This window comes from Ruegeria sp. AL12 (assembly GCF_056540885.1).
Window position 1 is genome coordinate 606,583 of sequence record NZ_JBQFXN010000001.1, and the last position, 18,808, is coordinate 625,390.

Consider the following 18,808-nt stretch of genomic DNA (forward strand, 5'->3'; position numbering starts at 1 on the left):
TATCTACAATCGCAACTCAGGCAGACACGGATCCGTCCTTATGTCCCTCAATCACGTGCGCCCATGGCGCGACATCTATCGTCGTAAATCCCGTCAAATCATGGTCGGCAATGTCCCCGTTGGTGGCGATGCACCCATTGCTGTGCAGACCATGACCAACACGCTGACCACCGATGTCGCTGCCACCGTAGCACAGGTGCAGGCCGCGGCCGAGGCGGGCGCGGATATCGTGCGGGTTTCGGTACCCGATGAGGGTTCGTCCAAGGCGCTGAAAGAGATCGTGCGCGAAAGCCCGGTTCCCATCGTGGCGGACATTCATTTTCACTACCGCCGCGGCATCGAAGCAGCCGAAGCCGGGGCTGCCTGTCTTCGCATCAATCCCGGCAATATCGGGGACGAGACCCGCGTGAAAGAGGTCATTCAGGCCGCCCGCGACCACAACTGTTCGATCCGCATCGGCGTGAACGCGGGAAGTCTGGAAAAGCACCTGCTTGAGAAATACGGCGAACCGTGCCCCGAAGCGATGGTCGAAAGCGGCTTGGAACATATCCGCATCCTGCAAGACAACGACTTTCACGATTTCAAGATCAGTGTGAAAGCCAGTGACGTTTTCCTGTCCGCCGCAGCTTATCAGGGTATTGCCGAGGCCACGGACGCCCCAATCCATCTGGGTATTACCGAAGCTGGTGGGCTGGTCTCCGGCACCATCAAGTCCGCTATCGGTCTGGGCAATCTTCTGTGGATGGGGATCGGTGACACGATCCGTGTCAGCCTGTCTGCCGATCCGGTAGAAGAGGTGAAGGTCGGGTTCGAAATCCTCAAATCCCTTGGTCTGCGTCACCGGGGTGTAAACATCATCTCATGCCCATCCTGCGCGCGGCAGGGCTTTGACGTCATCAAAACCGTCGAGGCGCTGGAGCATCGACTGGAACACATCAAAACGCCGATGTCTCTGTCGATCATCGGCTGCGTGGTCAACGGGCCGGGTGAAGCGCTGATGACCGATGTTGGTTTCACCGGCGGCGGGGCAGGGTCCGGCATGGTCTATCTGGCCGGCAAAGCCAGCCACAAGATGTCGAACGACCAGATGATCGATCACATCGTGGAAGAGGTCGAGAAAAAGGCGGCTGAACTGGATGCGGCGGCTGAAGCGGCTGAATAGCCTGTTTCTTCACGACATCTGAAAAACCGGCATCTGTTGTGTGGCGCAATGGATGCCGCCGCCAAGCTCTCCCAGCACATCCACGTCAAGCGTCACGACTTCACGCCCAGGGTGGTGCCTTGCAAGCGTTTCCGACGCGATCCTGTCTGTTTCCGAGTCTCCGAACCGGGCCGCAATCACACCGCCATTGCAGACGTAGTAATTGGCATAAGAGGCCACGAAATCCGGGTCTTCGACACGGCGGAAATGCGGCTCGGGTATCACGTCCATGTTGATGCCCGCGGCAATGAGACGATCATGGGTGTCCAGCGCGGCCATGTGGAAAGGATCATCTTTGTCCGGTTCATCCGGCAAGTTGATGATGCCGCGACCGGGGCCGGTAAAGCGGGCCAGACTGTCAATGTGATAGTCGGTGATGTCTTCGCCCCAGACACCTTCGGACCAGATCATGCGTTTGGCCCCATAGGCCGCCAACAACCGGGCTTCGATCTCGTCCCGAGTGAGGCCGGGATTGCGGTTGTCATTCACCCACGAGCTTTCATGCGCCATAAGTGTCCCATGCCCATCCTGCTCGACGCCACCGGCTTCGCCGATCAGCCCGGTCGGCAACAGGGGCAGACCCAGCGTTTCGGCCACTCTGCCGGCAATTTTCGCATCATGTGCGTGAACCTGTTTTCTTCCCCACCCATTGAACTGGATCTGTTGGACCGCAAGCGCGCCACGGTCGTTGATCGCAAAGACCGGGCCTGCGTCCCGGCACCACAGATCTTCGGTCGGGACATCCCAGATCTCGACCGCCGCAGAAAGCCGTTTGCTGATGTCTGCGTGATGTTCCGATCCGGCGAGCATTGTGACGGGTTCAAAAGCAGAGATCGTGTTTGCGATTTCCGCAATGGTCCCCTGTACCATTTCCAGAAAAACGGGGTCGGGATAGACGGTTCGGCTGACCGGCCATTGCATGAAAGTGCGTTCATGCCGGGCGTCTTCGGCCGGCACGTGGAAGCCTGTCGCGGACTGCGCAATAGACTGGCCAGAGAAACCCGTCATACTCAACGCTCCTCCGGCCACCAGAAATTCCCGCCGCTTCATGGCATGTTGCCGACAGTTCCGGCCTCAGCCGCGTTCGGCACGTATACCGTCAACGATCTGCTGCATCTGATCGGCTGGCAAATAGCCGCGCAGCATCTCTGTGCCCAACACAAACGAAGGCGTGCCCGAGATCTGCATCCGCCGGGCCAGAGCACGGGTGCGCGCAATCTCATCCGTGACGCGATCGCTGTCCATCGCCGCGATGATCTCGTCGCTGTTCAGCCCCAAACCGTCCGAGATGCGGCGTAGGGCAACTTCGCTTGGCTCGCCGGTGAATTCCAGCAGGGCATCATGGACCTGCTTATATGCGTCGTCGCCCGCCACGTGTTTGGTGGCCACGGCAAAACGTGAGGACAGCACGGACGCATCACCCAGGATGGGGAATTCCTTGATCACAAGGCGGATGTTGCCGTCTTCTGCCAGCAGGCTGGTAACTTCGGGAACGGCACGGCGGCAATAGCCACACCGGTAGTCCATGAACTCGACCAGCGTGATGTCGCCATCCGGGTTGCCGCCAACCCAGCTGTACCCGTCATCGAACAGTTCATCCGCATTGGCGGCGACCAGTTCTTTGTCCGCAGCAGCTTCGGCGACGGCATTGCGCTCTTCCAGAATGTTGATGGCTTCGAGGATCACTTCGGGGTTTTCCAGCAGGTATTCGCGCACCTGGGCACCAAATTCCGCTTTCTCGGCATCGTTCATCGCGTTCAAGTCCAGCGCCTGCGCCGAGGTCGCTGCCATGGAAAGCCCCAGAAGGGCGGGTGCAGCATGTCTGAGGATCATTTCCGTTTCCTTTTGTCTTTGTCGAGTCGTTCCGACGCAATCAACACGTCTTGTGCCCTTTGCCAACCCGGTGAACCTTCGGGCAGTCGTGCCACGGCGCGTTTCGCGTGAATTTCGGCATCTTTCAACCGCCCTTGCAGCGCATACCGCTCTGCCGTCACGGTCGATGCCATACCATCATTGCCAACCTGAGCATAGGCCACACCCAGATCCTGCAACAGCCTGGCGTTCCGGTAGTCCCGGGCGCGGGCTTTTTCCAGCACGCTCAGGGCCTGTTTGGTTTGACCCTGCGCCAGCAACGCCCGCCCGTATCCAGCCAGGATAAGCGCATCGTTCGGAGCCATTTCAACAGCGTTCCCATACGCTTCAACAGCCGCGCCTATTTGCCTGTTTTCCAGCAGAATTTGCCCTTTCAGGTCATAATAGTAGGGGTCGTTCGGGCGCAGCGCCAGTGCCTCGTCGATGGCACGACGCGCGCGATCCAAATCACGGTTCTGATGATAAGCCGAAGCCTCGCGCATCAGGCGGATGTCCTGAGCGGTTTCTTCTTTGGCGCGCCGTAATGTCCAACTGGGTGAGCGTAAAAAGGCCGACAGTTTGCCTTTGACGCGGGCAAACCAGTAATCGGCATTGGCATTCGGAACGGCCTTGTCGCCGAACTCATCCAGAAACGCTTCGGCGGCGCGCAATCGTTCACGACTGGTGGGATGCGACCGCATGTACGGGTCCTGATTGGCGACGCTCAGCAATTCCTGACCCGCGAATTTTCTGTGCAGCTCGACCATGCCGCTGGGGGAAATCTGAGCCCATCGCAGATAGCTTGCGGCGCTTCGGTCGGCCGAGGCCTCTTCGGCGCGGGTATGGCCCAGAAAGCTGCGGATTGCGGCGCCTTGGGTGCCTGCGGCGATGCCAATGGCGGCTTCACCCCCTCCGGCCGCAGCCGCAAGCAGGGCCAAAGCGGTACCAAGGCCCGCATTGCGCCGCGCCGCCTTCAGGTTTTCGGCGCGGCGGGCCAGATGACCATTCGCGATATGCGCCGCCTCATGCGCGATCACCGCTTGCAGCATTTCGGGGCTTTCGACCGTAAGGATCAGCCCGTAATTCAAATAGATCGCGTTGTAGTCGATGACGAAGGCATTGAACGTGTTGTCATTGACCACAAGGATTTGAACCCGGTTGGTGTTCAGGCCGGCGGCGCGCAGAACCGGAAACGCCAGCTCGCGCAGGCCATGCTCGATATCGGGGTCGCGGATCAGGCTTTGCCCATGAGATTGCGTTGCCGCCGTCAGCCAGACGACAACCGACAGTATCAGAGCCGGGATTGACGTCAGCCGGGATACGCGTTCAAAAGCCATGGCTGCAACATGGGAGATGGGTATGAGAAACTCAACCCGGTCCGGGGTCGATCCCTTCATCGTGATGGACGTGATGGAGGCCGCGCGCCGTGCGGAAGAAGCGGGCCGACATGTGATTCACATGGAAGTTGGCCAGCCCGGAACCGGCGCCCCCAAGGGTGCGACCGAGGCGCTGGCGAAAGCGATGGATCAAAGCCCGTTGGGCTATACGGTGTCTCTGGGTTTGCCTGCGCTGCGAAAGCGTGTCGCGCAGCTTTATGGTGAGTGGTACGATGTGGACCTGAACCCGGGGCGCGTGGTCATCACGCCCGGATCGTCCGGCGGGTTTCTGCTGGCTTTCACGGCATTGTTCGACAGCGGGGATCGCGTCGGAATCGGTGCGCCGGGGTATCCGTCTTATCGCCAGATTCTCAGGGCACTTGGATTGGTGCCGGTCGATCTGCCGACCGCGCCTGAAAACCGTCTGCAACCCGTGGCAGCGGATATTCAGGGAATGGGCCTGAAGGGGCTGATGGTGGCGTCTCCGGCGAATCCTACCGGCACGATGCTGGATCACGCCGCCATGGGGTCGCTGATCGAAGCCGCACACGGGCAGGGGGCATCCTTCATCAGCGACGAAATCTATCATGGTCTGGAATACGAGGCCAAGGCCGTGACCGCGCTGGAACTGACGGATGAGTGCTATGTGATCAACTCGTTTTCCAAGTATTTCTCGATGACCGGTTGGCGCGTGGGCTGGATGGTCGTGCCCGAGGATCAGGTGCGCGTGGTCGAGCGGATAGCCCAGAACATGTTCATCTGCGCGCCGCATGCCAGTCAGGTTGCCGCACTGGCCGCGATGGATTGCGAGGACGAGCTGCAAGCCAATCTGGACGTGTACCGCCGAAACCGCGCCCTGATGCTGGACGGGCTGCCCAAGGCGGGCTTTACGAAAATCGCACCTCCGGACGGGGCTTTCTATGTCTATGCCGACGTGTCTGACCTGACCGATGACAGCCGCGCATTTGCGGCCGAGATTCTGGACAAGGCCGGCGTCGCGGTCACGCCGGGTCTGGATTTCGATCCGCAACGCGGCCATACGACGTTGCGGTTTTCCTATGCGCGTTCGACGGCCGACATTCAGGACGGGCTGGAACGGTTGCGCCTGTTCATGACCCAGCGGAAGGTGATCGGGGAACCTGCCTGAGCCGTTCACAAATCAGCCCTTGTGGTATAGGCTGCCCGGCAAACGATCTCGGGAAAACTTGAGGCCATGAGCAGGATCTTCATTTGCATCGCCCTGATCTGGGCGCTGTGCGGCAGTGCCGTCGCGCAGGATTTCAGCGCGCTGGCACGCGTTCAGCCCGACCAAAGCCGCATCACGGATGTGGGGCGAACTGGCGTTCGCGTGGATATCGGCCTGAGCCAGGGGGTGCCGTACCGGATCTTCACCTTGCAGGATCCGTACCGGATGGTTCTGGACTTCAACGAAGTGGATTGGACCGGGCTGAACCGAAAGGATTTCCTGCAATCCGAACGCGTCAGCGGCGTGCAATTCGGAGCCTATGTTCCGGGTTGGTCGCGGCTGGTGTTGGAACTGGGCGCTCCGATGGCCGTAGACACTGCCGTATTGTCAGTTGCCGAGGATTCGGGGGCGGCTCTGCTGTCTCTCAACCTCAAGGGTACGGATTTTGATACGTTCAACGCAACCGCAGGTGCGCCGCGCAACCCGGGATGGGACCTGCCGGAACCGGCTGATGTGCCGCAGGCATCGGCGCGCTCGGCAGACAGGCCGTTGCGCGTGATGCTCGATCCGGGGCATGGCGGGATTGATCCGGGTGCCGAAATCGACGGCGTTGATGAAAAAACCCTGATGCTGACCTTTGCCCGCGAACTGCGCGAAGTTCTCTTGCGATCAGGAGGTTATGAGGTGGTCCTGACCCGGGTTGACGACCAGTTCGTCTCGTTGGAGCGCCGGATTGCCCTGGCGCATCGGGCTGGCGCGGATCTGTTCATTTCGCTGCATGCGGATTCCCTTTCGGAAGGTCAGGCCCATGGGGCTGCCGTCTATACCCTGTCGGCCGATGCTTCGGATGTGGCCAGTTCAAAACTGGCCGAGCGGCATGATCGGGGGGATTTGATCTCGGGTATCGATCTGAATGGTGCCGATGATCAGGTGGCCGATGTTCTACTTGATCTGGCGCGCCAGGAAACGATGCCGCGGACCAGGTCCTTGGCCAGCGCGATCGCCAACGGGATGGCCCAGCAAGGCGGGCCGATGAACCGTAAACCGCTGCGGACCGCTTCGTTCTCGGTGCTCAAGGCGGCCGATATTCCGTCTGTTTTGGTCGAACTTGGATTTCTGTCGAGCCCCAGAGATCGAGAAAACCTCAGGGATTCGGAATGGCGGGCGAAAATGGCCTTGGGTATCTTTCAGGGGATCGAAGACTGGCGTCAGCAGGATGTGATCCGCAAATCCCTGATTGGCCAGTGACCTTGCGACGCAAAACGGCTAGAATACGCTTGGTGTTTTGACCCTTGGGCGGTGCAACACTATATAGGCACCACCGCGAGAAAAAGGCAGTAACGTGATCCGGTTCATTCTTTCGTTTTTCGGGGCGATCTTCAGTATCGTTACCTTGGGTATTTTCATGGTCGCACTGGTGATCGGTGCGGTGTTCTGGATGTATGGCCGGGACCTGCCCAGCCACGAATCCCTGGCCCAGTACAAGCCCCCGACGATCAGCCGGATCTATTCGGGCGAAGGCCAGTTGATCGACGAATTCGCGCAGGAACGCCGCCTGTTCACGCCGTCCGCGGAAATTCCCGATCTGGTGAAGCAGGCGTTTATTTCGGCGGAAGACAAGAATTTCTATACCCATCAGGGGTACGACCCACGCGGCATTGTCGCGGCAGGTGTCGAAGCGGTGCGCACCAAAGGCGGGACCGTGCGGGGTGCATCGACCATTACGCAGCAGGTAATGAAGAACTTCCTGTTGTCGGGCGACCGCCGGGCAGAACGCAAGATCAAGGAAATCATCCTCGCCACCCGGCTCGAGGATACCCTGGACAAGGAGCAGATCCTTGAGCTCTACCTGAACGAGATCTTTCTGGGTCAGAACTCGTACGGTGTGACGGCCGCTGCACAGACCTATTTCAACAAGACCTTGCAGGAACTTGCCCCGCACGAAGCCGCGATGCTGGCCGCGATGCCCAAGGCGCCGTCGGATTACCACCCGGTTCGGGAAAAGGAACGCCTGCTGGCCCGCCGAAACTATGTGCTGCGTGAGATGTACCAGAACGGTTACATCGATCAGGCGACCTATGAGTCCGAGGTCGAGATGCCGCTGCGCTCGGTTCAGAACGGCGATTTCGAAAGCTTCCGCACCGCATTGCCGCCGCGTGACTACTTCACCGACGAAATCCGTCGCCAACTGAGCGAGGACTTTGGTGAAGGTGAGTTCTTTACCGGCGGCTTCACGGTTCGTGCGTCGGTGGACGAAGAAATGCAGGTCGAGGCCGCAAAGGCCCTGCGCACGGCGTTGCAAAAATATGACCGGTCGCGCGGGAAATGGCGCGGCACCGGCGAAGTGATTCCGGAAGAAAAACTTGCGGATGAGGCACAGTGGCGCGAGGCACTGTCGCTTCTGGAAATCCCGCGCGATGTGGTGCTGCCGACCCGCTGGTATCCCGCCGTGGTTCTGAATGTCTCGGATCAGCAACTTACCGTCGGGATCGAAGACGGCCCTGCGGATGGCACTATTCCGCGGTCCGATATCAAGTGGATGCAGGGTGATTTTGCGGCGAACTTCAAACGCGGTGATGTGATCCTTGTTGTCGAGGGCGAAGAGGGGCAGTGGTCTGCCCGTCAGGTGCCCGAAGTTCAGGGCGCCTTTGTGGCGATGGATGTGAACTCGGGCCGCGTTCTGGCGATGCAGGGCGGGTTTTCTTATCAGGATACCGTGTTCAACCGCGCCACGCAGGCACAGCGCCAGCCGGGGTCCAGCTTCAAACCCTTTGTCTATGCCGCCGCGCTGGACAGCGGATACAGCCCCGCAACCATCGTGGTGGACGCACCGATCGAGGTGAACACGCCACAGGGCTTGTGGCGGCCCAAGAACTCGTCGAACAAGTTCTACGGGCCGACTCCCTTGCGCACCGGGATCGAGCAGTCGCGGAACCTGATGACCATCCGTCTGGCCCAAGAGGTCACGATGCCGGTGGTTGCAGGCTACGCCGAACGCTTTGGCGTCTATGACCGGATGGGCGCGTTCCTTGCAAACTCGCTGGGGTCCGAAGAAACGACGCTGTACAAGATGGTCGCGGCTTATGCGATGTTCGCGAACGGGGGTCAGCGGGTTGAACCCACTCTGGTCGACCGTATTCAGGACCGGTTCGGCAAGACCATCTATCGTCATGATGATCGCCAATGCCTGAATTGCAACTCGACCTGGCTCGAGCCCGACGAGGCCCCAACCCTTGTCACGGACCGCGCGCAGGTCATGGATGCCATCACGGCTTATCAGCTGACGTCCATGATGAAAGGCGTGGTGGATCGCGGCACCGCCTCGCGCTATGTGAACCTGCCGGTGCCGACGGCCGGCAAGACCGGAACCACCAACGAATCCAAGGATGCGTGGTTCATCGGCTTTACCTCGAACATCGTGGCGGGCTGCTATATCGGTTACGACCGCCCGCGCCCGATGGGGCGGGGGGCTTATGGTGGTACCTTGTGTGGCCCGGTGTTCCAGAGCTTCATGGAAAAAGCCGTCGAAAAGTATGGCGGTGGGCCATTCAAAGTTCCAGAAGGTGGTCACTTCATCAAAATCGACCGTTTCAGCGGCGCCCGCCTGCCGGATGACGCCACCGGTGACTATGTCGTGGCCGAATTCTTCCGCGACGGTGTCGATGGGTTCATCGACCGTGTTTATGACGGTGGTTTTGCGATTGGTTCCGACCTGCCTTTGTTCGAGGAAGCGCAGCGCGCAGGTGTGCAGGTTCAAACCTCCACCGGTCAAACCATCACGGTCGGCCCCAAGGCCACCCAAGGCGATCTGAGTACCGGCGGTCTTTACTAATCGGCCGCGTCCAGAAAAAGGCGCAAAAGGTCGGCTTCCGGGTCCTTTTCGATGGCACCGTCGGATCGCCAGCAGATGGACAAGGTGCATGTGACGGCTGCCCATTGGGCCAGCCGTTTCTTGGAAACATTCATGGCTTCGGAATAGAGCGACAGGCAGGTTTCGATCTGCCGGGGATCGCGCACCAAATCGGTCATGCCTTTTGGGTGCCGCAGTGCATTTGCCAGTTCAAAGGCCGGGTCTGCTGCATATCCTTTGGCATCGAAAACCCGCGGGCCATTGTGGGTCAGAATAATGTTGTCCAGGTGAAGATCCCCGTGCAGGGGCACCGGCGGGGGTTGTCTCGGCAACCAGTTCCGGTTGATGCAATTCCCATCGGTCCAGAAACTCTTGGAATGTGCCTTGCATTCACGCTCAGCCCGTCTTGTGGTGTCTCGCACCTCTTGCTATCACGCAGGCCTGATTGAGCAAGTTGGGACAAGACCATGCGCGCCGAAACCCAGAACACTGTGGCGGAAATCGAAAAGTCGCTGGAGCTGCTGGCGCAGCGCATGGACTATGAGACCGCGCCGCATCGCCTTGAGGAATTCAATGCGCGTGTCGAAGATCCCAATCTGTGGGACAACCCGGAAAAGGCGCAGAAACTGATGCGCGAGCGGCAGATGCTGGTCGACGCGATCGAGACCTACGAGTCCATCAAAACCGATCTCAGCGACAATATCGAACTGATTGAGCTGGGCGAAATGGAAGAAGACGAAGAAGTTGTCCAGGACGCCGAAGCGGCGATCAAGGCGCTTCAGGCCAAGGCCGCGAAGAAAGAGCTTGAGGCCCTGCTTGACGGCGAGGCCGACAGCAACGACACCTTCCTCGAGATCAACTCGGGCGCGGGCGGAACCGAAAGCTGCGACTGGGCCTCGATGCTGGCGCGGATGTATGTGCGCTGGGCCGAGAAAAAAGGCTATACGGTCGAGCTTCAGTCCGAAACCCCGGGCGAAGAGGCAGGGATCAAATCCGCTGCGTACAAGATTTCGGGGCACAACGCTTATGGCTGGCTGAAATCCGAAAGCGGCGTGCACCGGCTGGTGCGGATTTCGCCTTTTGACTCGGCGGCCAAGCGGCACACCTCGTTCTGTTCGGTCTGGGTTTATCCGGTGGTCGACGACAATATCGAGATCGAGGTAAACCCCGCCGATATCCGCATCGACACCTACCGGTCATCGGGGGCGGGCGGTCAGCACGTGAACACCACGGACTCGGCCGTGCGCATCACCCACATTCCGACCGGGATTGTCGTGACCTCCTCCGAGAAGTCGCAGCACCAGAACCGCGATATCGCCATGAAGGCTCTGAAATCGCGCTTGTATCAACTGGAGCTGGACCGCCGGAATGCCGACATCAACGCGGCACATGAAGCCAAGGGGGATGCGGGCTGGGGCAACCAGATCCGGTCATATGTTTTGCAGCCCTACCAGATGGTCAAAGACCTGCGGACCAATTACGAGACTTCGGATACCAAGGGTGTTCTGGACGGCGATCTGGACGGCTTCATGGCGGCCACACTGGCCCTGAACGTGGCGGGCAAGAGCCGCTCCGAGGCCCAGGGCGACATCTGAGGTGAAGCGTAACAGCCCTTTCCTGAACGTTCTGAAAGGGCATTGGCAGCTTATCCTCATCACGGCCCTGGTGTTTCTGCTTTGGAATACACTGGTTGCGGTTCCACTGAAGATACTGGTCGTCTTTCTGCATGAGCTGTCTCATGCGGTGACGATCCTGATGACGGGTGGCTCGGTCGAGAGCTTTTCGATCTCACCACAACAGGGCGGCGTTGTCGTCGGCCGGGGAGGCAATCGCTTTCTCAGCCTGTCTGCCGGGTATCTTGGTTCACTGGCGCTGGGCATGGCCCTTTTGATCCTTGCCTTGCGATCACGGGCCGACCGCGCCGTTCTGGCTGGTTTTGGCGGTGTCATGTGTCTGGTGGCGGTGCTGTATATCCGCGACCCGTTTGCCCTTGTTTTCAGCATCGGAACCGGGGCTGCGATGATTGCTGCGGCGTGGTATCTGCGCCCCGATGCAAGCGATCTGGTGCTGCGCGTGATCGGATTGACCAGTATGATCTATGTCCCTTTCGACATCTTCGATGACACGATCCGACGGTCTGGCGCGCGCTCGGATGCATTCATGCTGGCCGAGGAATTCGGTGGGTCTGCCATGTTGTGGGGCGGGATCTGGCTGGTGCTCAGCTGCATCGCGATCGTTCTTTGCCTGCGCTACTGGCTTGGGGCTGACAGCAACCTGCATTTTCGCAGATCAGCGCGCTGACATTGCCGTCTGAGACTTCACTGAAAAGATACATTTAAACAGTGGGTTTAAATGATCCGAGCTGCCCGCTAGGCTGCCGGAAACGACAATGGATTGGCGCGTCATGGACCTGACCCGGATATCGGCTACAGACCTTTTGAAACAGTTGGCCAACCGGCAGGTTTCAGCCTCGGACGTGATGCAGGCCACGCTGGATCGCATCGCCAAGGTCAATGGTGAGGTGAATGCCATCGTGGCGCTGAGGGATTCAGATGGTTTGATGGCTGAGGCGAAGGCCTGTGACGACGGCCCGATCACCGGCCCGCTGCACGGTCTTCCAATCGCAGTCAAGGATCTTGTGAATGTGGCGGGTGTCGCCTCGTCGCAAGGTTCACCTGTTTTTCAAGACCACGTGCCAGCCAGTGACGATCTGATCGCCGCGCGGATGCGGCAAGCCGGTGCCATCCTGATCGGAAAGACCAATACGCCGGAATTTGGGCTGGGATCGCACACGTTCAATCCGGTCTATGGCGCAACGCGCAACCCTTATGATGCCAATCGCACCTGCGGTGGCTCATCCGGCGGGGCGGCGGTAGCCTTGGCGACGGGCATGGTTGCTTTGGCCGATGGCTCGGACATGATGGGCAGTTTGCGCAACCCTGCCGCCTGGAACAACGTTTATGGCTTTCGGCCAAGCTGGGGCAGGGTGCCTTTCGATCCCGTGGGGGACAGCTTTTTGCACCAGTTGTCGACACTGGGCCCCATGGCGCGCTGCCCCGAAGATCTGGGTGTTCTGCTTGATGTCATCTCGGGGCCGGACCCGCGCTTGCCGCTGGCCGTTGAAAGTGCGCCGGTGTCGCCGGTGACCGCCGCAGATCTGCAAGGGCTGCGGATCGGGTGGCTTGGCGACTGGGGCGGCGCTTTTCCGACCGAGCCCGGTATTCTTGACATCTGCAAAGACGCGATGGGCGTGTTCGAAACGCGTGGCGCGCGGGTTGAGGACGTCGCCCCGCCTTTCGATGCCGAAAAACTCTGGACCAGCTGGATCACCTTGCGGTCGTTCAGCGTGGCCGCCGGGCTGGAACCCTTGGTGTCGCAAAAGGAAGATTTGAAAGACTCGGCACAATGGGAACTGGATCGGGGTCTGGCACTGAGTGCAATGGAGGTGCACCACGCCAGTGTCATCCGCTCGGGATGGTTCCGTTGCGCGGCGAAGCTGTTCGAAAAGTTTGACGCTTTGGTTCTGCCGTCTGCTCAGATCTGGCCATTTTCGGTTGATTTGCCTTACCCGACAGAGATCGCGGGCCGGGCCATGGATACCTATCACCGATGGATGCATGTCACGATACCGGTCAGCCTGATCGGCCTGCCATGCCTTGCTGCGCCCGCGGGGTTTGGCACGCAGGGGCTGCCAATGGGGTTTCAATTGTTCGGGCCCAGAGGATCGGATCGAAAACTTTTGTCAGTCGGTGCGGCTTACCACGCCGAAACCAATTGGCCGAACAAGAGGCCGGCGATGCCATAACGCCGGTCAGGGAGGAGGAAGACAACATGGACAAACCCTTTGGTGTTCCGGATATGCGACCGGTCGATACCGCCATGCTGCGGACTGCATTGCAGCGCGCTTGGGCCGACTTTCGCCGCGCACCGCTGTTCGGCCTTATTTTTGCGGGGTTTTACGTACTGTCCGGGTGGGCGATGGCATGGGTGACAGTTCAGACCGGAACAACCTTTTGGCTGGTGCTGGCGGCCATCGGGTTTCCGCTGATCGGCCCGTTTGCCGCTGTTGGTCTGTACGAGGTATCGCACAGGCTGGAACAAGGAGAGCCGCTCGATTTTGGCGCGATCTTCGGGGTCGTGATGCAGCAAAGCCGCAGACAATTGCCCTCGATCTGCGCGATCATAGTTGTCGTGTTTCTTTTCTGGTTTTTTCTGGGGCACATGATTTTTGCCCTGTTCATGGGGTTGGCGACGATGACCAACGTGTCGACCTCGCTTGAGGTGTTTCTGACATTGAATGGCCTGACAATGCTGGCTGTCGGCACGGCAGTCGGGGCGGTTTTTGCGACCGTTCTGTACATGATCACCGTTCTGTCGATCCCTCTGCTGCTGGACCGCGAACTGGATTTCGTAACGGCCATGATCACCAGCTTTACCTACGTGTCAGAGAATTTTCCGGTGATGCTGGCCTGGGGTGCCTTCATCGCGGTGCTGACATTTCTGGCGATGGTGCCCTGGTTCCTGGGGTTGCTGGTGGTTCTGCCGTTGCTGGGACATGCCAGTTGGCATCTGTACCGGCAGATCACGCAGAATGATGAAGAGGAAACACCAACCTGAGACGGTAGGTTACAGGTTCTGAGCCACATTGTTCGTCGACAATCGCGCAGCAGCAAAAATGGCCGTCGAGTCGTGCCCAAGGTATTTTAGCACAACAGGTTCGGGCGTTGTCGCATTTGTCGGGCTGATGACCGACCCACGCCAATGAACTGCCGTTCCCGTGGGGTCCGGAGAGATCAGATAGACCCGGCTGTTGTGACCTTCCCGCTGGGAGGTCAGCATATAGACAGTGTCACCGCTTGAGGCTGCTATCCCCTGTATTTCCCGCGCCTTCGGGGGTGCCTCGGGCATTGCCGCACGCGACACGTAGCCACGGATCAACGTACATTGGGCCAAGGGTCGGGCGTGCAGCAGGGTCATCCGGTGTTCAGCCGACAGGCTTTCGATCACCGCGTAGAACCCGGGGGAAAACGGGGATTTCTCGATCGCATCCGCACCCGAGCCCAAAAACTCTGTCAGGGCCGGGGTTGCAGGGTGTTCTTCGATCTTCTCGATCTCGTCCAGCGGTTTCAGAAGAATGCGGGCATCGACATCGAAAAACCTGCATATACGGTCCAGCACATCCGGTCTGGGTACGCTTTCACCGGAAAGATATCTGTTGAACTGGGTACGGTTTACGCCAAGTTGGCGGCACAGTGCCGAGACCGAGCGATATCGCTTTGCCAATTGCCGAAGGTTCGCACCAAACATTGCGCGAATCTCGGCCGGACTACGAATATCGTCAGTCATGGGTGCCCACGTCTTGCTTAGTTTCCGGAAGAAACCATCGTCGCACCGACGCCGAAGCCCGGTGCATTTTAAAAATCGTACAGAATGACCCCAAGCAACGTATCCCCACGTCGCGTTGCAGCTTCGAGGCTAACGCCCTCATGTGTAAAGGCAATAGGCTTTATCTGAAAATGCCTGATCTTTATTGGGAAAAGCCGACCATATGGCAATTATAGCGCATTCAGATCGCAAGAGTTGAATTTGAAAGGACCAGCCACCCTAAAAAGTGTTCCCGCCTTGGCTGCAAGACAAGCGCCAAGGCGGGACAGGTCGATCAATCGCCGCGCAGCAGGGCCGCCACGCCGGTACGCGCGATTTCCATCAGGCCCAGCGGGCGCATCAGGTCGGCAAATGCGTCGATCTTGTCCGGCGCGCCGGTGATTTCGAAGATGAAGGAATTGAGCGTGCTGTCGACAACATTGGCGCGGAAGATGTCCGCCAGTCGCAGGGCTTCGACCCGCTTGTCGCCTTCGCCGACGACCTTGATGATCGCCAGTTCACGCTCGACCGAGGCGCCCTCGACGGTCAGATCATGCACGTCACGCACCGAAACAATCCTGCCAAGCTGCGCCTTGATCTGTTCGATGACCTGCGGCGTGCCGGTGGTGACGATGGTGATGCGGCTCAGGTGGCCGGTATGATCAACCTCGGCCACCGTAAGGCTTTCGATGTTGTAACCACGACCCGAGAAAAGGCCGATGACACGGGCCAGCACTCCGGGCTCGTTTTCGACCAGAACCGCGATGGTATGGCGTTCCTGAACGTCCGAGAAGGTGGGCCGTAGGTTATAGGCCGAATGGCGGGTAGAGCCTTTTTTGATATGTAGGGCAGACATTTACGTCCCTTTCATCATCCTTGACAGGTTGGGTACAGCGCGGCACTCAACCAAATCCGTCGAATTTCGTTAAACCAGAACCGAACCTTTGGAGTCGATCACGCCCTGCGTCTCGGCCTCACCCAGCAGCATCTCGTTATGGGCCTTGCCCGACGGGATCATGGGGAAGCAGTTCTCGTGCTTTTCGACCAGACAGTCAAAGATCACCGGACCGTCGTAATTGATCATCTCCATGATCGCGTCATCCAGATCGGCGGGGTCGGAACACAGGATACCTTTGGCGCCAAAGGCCTCAGCCAGTTTCACGAAATCGGGCAGGGCCTCGGACCAGGAATGTGAATAGCGCTCGCCATGCAGCAGCTCCTGCCACTGACGGACCATGCCGAGGCGTTCGTTGTTCAGGATGAACTGTTTCACCGGCAGGCGGTACTGAACGGCGGTGCCCATTTCCTGCATGTTCATCAGCCAGCTGGCCTCGCCGGCGACATTGATCACCAGAGCATCCGGATGCGCCATCTGCACGCCGATCGAGGCGGGGAACCCATAGCCCATCGTGCCCAGACCACCCGATGTCATCCAGCGGTTGGGGTCTTCGAACCCAAGGTACTGCGCCGCCCACATCTGGTGCTGACCCACCTCGGTGGTGATGTAGCGATCATGCTTTTTTGTCAGTTCTTCAAGGCGTTGCAGCGCGTATTGCGGTTTGATCGACTTTTCGCTGTTGGTGAAGGCCAGGCAGTTGATCTTGCGCCACTCGGCGATCTGGTTCTGCCATTGTTTGACATTCGCGGCGTCCGTCTTGCGGCCGCGCGACTTCCAGATCTTCAGAATATCCTCGAGCACATGCGCCACATCGCCGACGATCGGGATGTCCACCCGGATGACCTTGTTGATCGAGGACGGGTCGATGTCGATATGCGCTTTTTTCGAGTTCGGCGAAAACGCATCGATGCGCCCGGTGATCCGGTCATCGAACCGCGCACCAATATTGATCATCAGATCGCAATCATGCATCGCCATATTGGCCTCATAAAGGCCGTGCATGCCGAGCATTCCCAACCAATTTTCGCCCGACGCAGGATAGGCACCAAGTCCCATCAGGGTTGAGGTGATCGGAAAGCCCGTTGCATCCACCAGTTCACGCAGCAACTGGCTGGCCGCGGGGCCGGAATTGATAACGCCACCGCCGGTATAAAAGATCGGTTTCTTTGCGGTTTCCATCGCGGCAACCAGCTCGGTGATCTCTTCCAGATCTCCTTTCATCGCGGGTTGGTAATGCGAGGTCGAAGGTTTCGGGCTGGCATATTCGCCCGACGCGAACTGCACATCCTTCGGGATGTCGATCAGCACCGGGCCGGGGCGGCCCGAGGTGGCGACATGGAATGCCTCGTGCAGGGTTTCAGCCAGCGAGTCCGTGTCCTTCACCAGCCAGTTATGCTTGGTGCAGGGGCGGGTGATGCCTACGGTGTCGGCCTCCTGAAACGCATCCGATCCGATCATGAAGGTCGGGACTTGCCCGGTCAGAACAACGATCGGGATCGAATCCAGCAATGCATCGGTCAGACCGGTGACAGCATTGGTGGCACCGGGGCCTGACGTGACAAGCGCGACGCCCGGTTTTCCCGTCGATCGGGCATAGCCTTCGGCCGCGTGGATCGCGCCCTGTTCGTGACGCACCAGAATGTGGCGAATGTCGTTTTGCAGAAAGATCTCATCATAGATCGGTAGCACGGCGCCACCGGGGTATCCGAATACCGTGTCCACGCCCTGATCCTTGAGGGCCTGAACCACCATCTTTGCGCCGGTCATCTCACGTGTCATCTGCTTTGCTCCGTTCGCGACATGTGTCTTGCGTTCGACAAAAAAAAGCCCCCGATTTTTCGGAGGCGCATGGGTTCGATTATGGTTTACCGTTACCGGCCCATGCGCGTGGTTCCTACGATTACGACTAGCGTTCTCATCGCCAGAGGCTCCTTTTTGCTTGGAGGCGACATTATGGTCGGGGGGAAGGGGCGTCAACAGGCAATTGCACCAATTTTCTATCTCGGCGGCGGTATTTTGCGACATTTTATTGCGCAGATTGCCGCATGTCGGGAATTTCCGGGAATTCGACGTGAAAATTGGCCGTTTTGTGTGCGGATCAGGCGGTCTGAAAGCGTCAGGCCGATGTCCGAAACGGGCATGATCATCCGTTTTTTCTGCGCCACGCTGAACGTGCAGGGGGCAAAACCCGGAGGCTTGAAATGTTGCAGGACCTGGTTGATCTTGGCCGCTATCCAATCGATCGTCCGGATTCACCGGCTTATGATCGGCTGATCGAGGATTTGAGACGCGAGTTGGAGCAGGATGGATGTGCCGTTCTGCCGGGTTTCGTGCACGAGGCAGGGGTCAAGCTTCTGGTGCAAGAAGCCGAGGGGGTGGCGCCCAAGGCGCACCGGTCCTTCAACAGAACCAACGCCTATTTCACGAAGGACGACCCAAGGCTTGGCATCGCCCATCCGATCCGCCGGTTCTATGATCGTTCGAACGCCTTTGTTCCGGCCGACAATCTTTCGAAATCCGGCCCGCTGCGGCGCATTTACGAGTTCGACGGCTTTCTTCCCTTTGTCCGCGATGCCCTGAATGAACCCGAAGACCGCTTTTTCCGCTACGATGATCCATTGGCGGACGTGATCATCAATGTCGTGGAAGAAGGGCAGGGCTTTCCCTGGCATTTCGACACCAACAACTACACAGTGACGCTGGCCATCCAGAACGGAGAGACGGGCGGCGCGTTCGAATACGCACCCAACCTGCGGACGGCGGAAAATGAAAACTTTGATCTGGTGGCCTCGGTTCTCGATGGGAACATGGGGCGGGTTCGCCGGCTGGACCTGCGGCCGGGGGATTTGCAGATTTTCAAGGGCCGGTATTCACTGCACCGGGTTGCTCCGGTCAGTGGCATGTGCCGTCGTTATGTCGGCATCTTTTCCTTTGTCGAGGCTGAAGGCATGTGTGGCGGTGTGGAACGGACGCAGCAATTGTATGGCCGCGTTTTGCCGCATCACTACAAGCGCGCGGGGCTGCGAAAGGATCAGTTGCTGGATTGAGTGTTCAACCTCGGTACAATGCATCTGATTGATGT

The 18,808-nt window shown here is 59.0% G+C and carries 17 protein-coding genes; 10 read left to right on the forward strand and 7 right to left on the reverse strand.

Going from position 1 to position 18,808, the window contains the following annotated elements:
* Window positions 1–40 precede the first annotated feature (40 nt).
* A complete protein-coding gene (gene ispG / locus ACR0C6_RS03050) occupies window positions 41–1,162 on the forward strand; it encodes a flavodoxin-dependent (E)-4-hydroxy-3-methylbut-2-enyl-diphosphate synthase (protein ID WP_480618204.1) in 1,122 nt (373 codons plus the stop codon).
* Window positions 1,163–1,171: 9 nt separating this feature from the next.
* Here ispG and ACR0C6_RS03055 read toward each other — a convergent pair whose 3' ends face one another.
* The 3 genes from ACR0C6_RS03055 to ACR0C6_RS03065 are packed head-to-tail and all read right to left on the reverse strand — an operon-like array spanning window position 1,172 to window position 4,389.
* On the reverse strand, window positions 1,172–2,251 hold the full coding sequence (locus tag ACR0C6_RS03055) for an agmatine deiminase family protein (protein ID WP_480618205.1): 1,080 nt from the start codon (window positions 2,249–2,251) through the stop codon (window positions 1,172–1,174).
* 24 nt (window positions 2,252–2,275) lie between these two features.
* Window positions 2,276–3,034, reverse strand: a complete 759-nt coding sequence (locus tag ACR0C6_RS03060) for a DsbA family protein (protein WP_480618206.1) — start codon at window positions 3,032–3,034, stop codon at window positions 2,276–2,278.
* Window positions 3,031–4,389: a M48 family metalloprotease gene (locus ACR0C6_RS03065; RefSeq protein WP_480618207.1), complete on the reverse strand. Its 1,359-nt coding sequence runs from the start codon at window positions 4,387–4,389 to the stop codon at window positions 3,031–3,033. The genes ACR0C6_RS03060 and ACR0C6_RS03065 overlap by 4 nt, the downstream gene beginning before the upstream one ends.
* A gap of 22 nt (window positions 4,390–4,411) precedes the next feature.
* Between ACR0C6_RS03065 and ACR0C6_RS03070 the strand changes: the two genes are divergently transcribed.
* From ACR0C6_RS03070 to ACR0C6_RS03080, 3 genes are all read left to right on the forward strand, one after another.
* Window positions 4,412–5,575 (forward strand): pyridoxal phosphate-dependent aminotransferase, encoded by a 1,164-nt coding sequence (locus ACR0C6_RS03070; RefSeq protein ID WP_224852903.1) that lies wholly within the window; start codon window positions 4,412–4,414, stop codon window positions 5,573–5,575.
* 66 nt (window positions 5,576–5,641) lie between these two features.
* Window positions 5,642–6,862 (forward strand): N-acetylmuramoyl-L-alanine amidase, encoded by a 1,221-nt coding sequence (locus tag ACR0C6_RS03075; RefSeq protein WP_480618208.1) that lies wholly within the window; start codon window positions 5,642–5,644, stop codon window positions 6,860–6,862.
* Between the two features lie 94 nt (window positions 6,863–6,956).
* Window positions 6,957–9,446, forward strand: a complete 2,490-nt coding sequence (locus ACR0C6_RS03080; RefSeq protein ID WP_152458276.1) for a penicillin-binding protein 1A — start codon at window positions 6,957–6,959, stop codon at window positions 9,444–9,446.
* Here the strand turns inward: ACR0C6_RS03080 and ACR0C6_RS03085 are convergent.
* On the reverse strand, window positions 9,443–9,886 hold the full coding sequence (locus ACR0C6_RS03085) for an aminoglycoside phosphotransferase family protein (protein WP_480618210.1): 444 nt from the start codon (window positions 9,884–9,886) through the stop codon (window positions 9,443–9,445). The two genes, ACR0C6_RS03080 and ACR0C6_RS03085, sit on opposite strands and share 4 nt — an antisense overlap.
* A gap of 45 nt (window positions 9,887–9,931) precedes the next feature.
* Here ACR0C6_RS03085 and prfB point away from each other — a divergent pair, with 45 nt between their 5' ends.
* The 4 genes from prfB to ACR0C6_RS03105 all read left to right on the forward strand — a co-directional run bounded on the left by prfB (window position 9,932) and on the right by ACR0C6_RS03105 (window position 14,081).
* Window positions 9,932–11,059, forward strand: coding sequence for a peptide chain release factor 2 (gene prfB / locus ACR0C6_RS03090; protein ID WP_152458274.1), 1,128 nt, complete (start codon window positions 9,932–9,934; stop codon window positions 11,057–11,059).
* A 1-nt stretch (window position 11,060) separates the two neighbouring features.
* On the forward strand, window positions 11,061–11,765 hold the full coding sequence (locus tag ACR0C6_RS03095; RefSeq protein ID WP_480618212.1) for a M50 family metallopeptidase: 705 nt from the start codon (window positions 11,061–11,063) through the stop codon (window positions 11,763–11,765).
* A 103-nt stretch (window positions 11,766–11,868) separates the two neighbouring features.
* Window positions 11,869–13,269: an amidase gene (locus ACR0C6_RS03100; protein ID WP_480618812.1), complete on the forward strand. Its 1,401-nt coding sequence runs from the start codon at window positions 11,869–11,871 to the stop codon at window positions 13,267–13,269.
* 26 nt (window positions 13,270–13,295) lie between these two features.
* On the forward strand, window positions 13,296–14,081 hold the full coding sequence (locus ACR0C6_RS03105) for a DUF2189 domain-containing protein (RefSeq protein ID WP_480445403.1): 786 nt from the start codon (window positions 13,296–13,298) through the stop codon (window positions 14,079–14,081).
* A 9-nt stretch (window positions 14,082–14,090) separates the two neighbouring features.
* On the opposite strand, the gene ACR0C6_RS03110 is transcribed toward ACR0C6_RS03105, so the two are convergent.
* From ACR0C6_RS03110 to ACR0C6_RS03120, 3 genes are all read right to left on the reverse strand, one after another.
* A complete protein-coding gene (locus tag ACR0C6_RS03110) occupies window positions 14,091–14,810 on the reverse strand; it encodes a helix-turn-helix domain-containing protein (protein ID WP_480445402.1) in 720 nt (239 codons plus the stop codon).
* A gap of 313 nt (window positions 14,811–15,123) precedes the next feature.
* The gene (gene ilvN, locus ACR0C6_RS03115; protein ID WP_117868667.1) at window positions 15,124–15,684 is read right to left on the reverse strand and encodes an acetolactate synthase small subunit; all 561 of its coding nucleotides are present in this window, start codon (window positions 15,682–15,684) and stop codon (window positions 15,124–15,126) included.
* 69 nt (window positions 15,685–15,753) lie between these two features.
* A complete protein-coding gene (locus tag ACR0C6_RS03120) occupies window positions 15,754–17,505 on the reverse strand; it encodes an acetolactate synthase 3 large subunit (protein WP_152458271.1) in 1,752 nt (583 codons plus the stop codon).
* 69 nt (window positions 17,506–17,574) lie between these two features.
* Here ACR0C6_RS03120 and ACR0C6_RS03125 point away from each other — a divergent pair, with 69 nt between their 5' ends.
* Both ACR0C6_RS03125 and ACR0C6_RS03130 read left to right on the forward strand, forming a co-directional pair.
* Complete coding sequence (locus tag ACR0C6_RS03125) at window positions 17,575–18,000, forward strand: hypothetical protein (protein WP_480618213.1); 426 nt, start codon at window positions 17,575–17,577, stop codon at window positions 17,998–18,000.
* A complete protein-coding gene (locus ACR0C6_RS03130; protein WP_480618215.1) occupies window positions 17,928–18,773 on the forward strand; it encodes a HalD/BesD family halogenase in 846 nt (281 codons plus the stop codon). The genes ACR0C6_RS03125 and ACR0C6_RS03130 overlap by 73 nt, the downstream gene beginning before the upstream one ends.
* The last annotated feature ends 35 nt before the right edge of the window (window positions 18,774–18,808 follow it).